At 52.8% G+C, this 2,050-nt stretch carries 2 protein-coding genes; one reads left to right on the top strand and one right to left on the bottom strand.

The window, feature by feature from the left end; genetic code table 11:
- Positions 1-1,144, bottom strand: a 1,144-nt coding sequence (locus tag L692_RS0116085) for an FAD-dependent oxidoreductase (RefSeq protein WP_232238806.1), incomplete at its 3' end; no start/stop codon positions are given.
- 371 nt (positions 1,145-1,515) lie between these two features.
- On the opposite strand from L692_RS0116085, the gene L692_RS0116080 reads away from it, so the two are divergent.
- A partial coding sequence (locus L692_RS0116080; RefSeq protein ID WP_025701155.1) for an ANTAR domain-containing response regulator occupies positions 1,516-2,050 on the top strand: 535 nt, incomplete at its 3' end.

Here is a 2,050-nt window from a genome sequence, read left to right as displayed (position 1 = left end):
GCGACCGTTCTTTGCCCTGAACCGATTCGCCGCTCTTGATCAGGGAGAACAGCTGCGCGCCATCGGCCGTGTCGCCGAACAGCACCGCGCCGATCAGCTTATCCTCGCTTATAACAAGCTTCTTATAGACTCCGCCGATCTCGTCCTGATAGCGGAGCGCGCGCGATCCGGCCGGTTCTTCGTACTGCCCGGCGGAGAAGACATCCACACCCGACACTTTCAGCTTCGTCGAGGTAACCGAGCCTTCGTAGCCCTGGCCCTGAACGCCCGCCAGCCGTTTGGCGAGAACCGCCCCCTGCTCATACAGCGGAGCGACCAGGCCGTAGGCGATTCCCCGGTGCTCGGCGCATTCCCCGATGGCATAGATGCCCGGAATATTGGTTTCCATATAATCGTCTACCACGATGCCGCGGCCTACGGCGATGCCGCTCTTTTTCGCAAGCGCGGTATTTGGCCGGATGCCGACCGCCATCACGATCAAATCGGCATCGGCCGAGCTGCCGTCGGCGAAGAGCAGGCTTTTGACGCGCTTTTTGCCAAGAATGGCCTCCGACTGCTTGCTCAGCAGGAACTTCATGCCCTGGGCCTCCAGTTCCTTTTGCAGCATCGCCGCCGCCGCCCGGTCAAGCTGTCTTTCCATTATATAATCGGAGATATGGACGACGGATACTTCCATCCCCAGATGCAGCAGTCCGCGGGCCGCTTCGAGTCCAAGCAGTCCTCCGCCGATGACAAGAGCTTTTTTATAGGATTTCGAGGTTTCCATCATAATCTGGCAGTCCTTGATATCACGGAAGGCGATAACGCCTTCTTTATCCGCGCCCGGAAGAGGAAGCATGAACGGATCGGAGCCGGTTGCCAGAATCAGTTCATCGTAAGCCGTCTCAATCCCGAGGTCGGAACGTACCTTTTTGTTCACCGTATCGATACTCTCGATTTTGTGACCTGTATACAAGGTGATATTATGGCTTCTGTACCACTCATAATCGTTAATGACAATTTCGGATAGATCGGTTCCCCCTGCAAGAACAGAGGAAAGCATGATCCGGTTATAGTTCGGATGCGGCTCGGCGCCGAAAATCGTAATTTCATAAGCTTCGGGAGCCAGCTTCAGCAGATGTTCAATTGCGCGAACACCTGCCATGCCATTGCCGACGAGCACCAGTTTTTTACGGGATGATGTCAATTGATCTCTCTCCTCTCTATGGGAAACACAAAAAGCCCGCTCCATGCCGGCATGAGAGAAAGTCTCTCTTCAGCCGAACACGCAAGCAGGCGCCATTGCCGCTTTTTCCCGGGATACGTCATTGTATCCGTAAAAGATTGAATTTGTTACACTGACTATACAACACGATTTCTTAAACGTCAACAAATTTGACATATAAAATTTTTATTATTTAAATTATCGACACCCCCTCGTATTTTGTGTTATATAAAATAACATGGAGAACTTTCTGTAATCATTTTTAGAGGCGAGAAGCTTGTATATCTTATTCCTAAAAAGGAGCGTCGACTATGCATTCCCTGTTGGTTGTATATAGCAGGCTGAACGGAAGCTTGCCGGACAAGACCGCCGCCTGGTCCAAGCCGGAACTCCTTCTCAGATCCTGCGGCTATATCGTTGAAGTGGCCGCTTCCCGGGAAGAAGCCGTCTCGCTGATTGCCGATGTTGACGCCTCCATCCTCTGCCTGCCGATTACCGAGTTCAAGCACTGGGCGGATCTGCTCATGTCGCGCAAGACTGCTCCCGTTATATGGTGGTGCACAGATGAAACCTCCACTCTCTCCGCAGCGGCCTGTGAGGACAATATCATGGCGGATGGCATCCTGTCCCCGTCGATGCAGCCTCACGAAATCCATTGGAGCCTCCATTTCGGCGCCAAACAGTGCTTTGAACGGAAGCAATGGATGAAAGAGAAGGAGCAGCTGCTCTCCCGTCTCGAAGAAAGAAAATGGATTGAGATGGCGAAAGGCATCCTGTCCAAAGCTAAAAATATTCCCGAAGCCGAGGCGTACGACCTTCTGCGCAAGCAGGCGATGAACGAACGCA

The sequence above is a fragment of the Paenibacillus forsythiae T98 genome (assembly GCF_000520735.1).
Lineage (GTDB): Bacteria > Bacillota > Bacilli > Paenibacillales > Paenibacillaceae > Paenibacillus_AQ > Paenibacillus_AQ forsythiae.
This window is presented reverse-complemented; position numbering and strand designations above follow the sequence as displayed.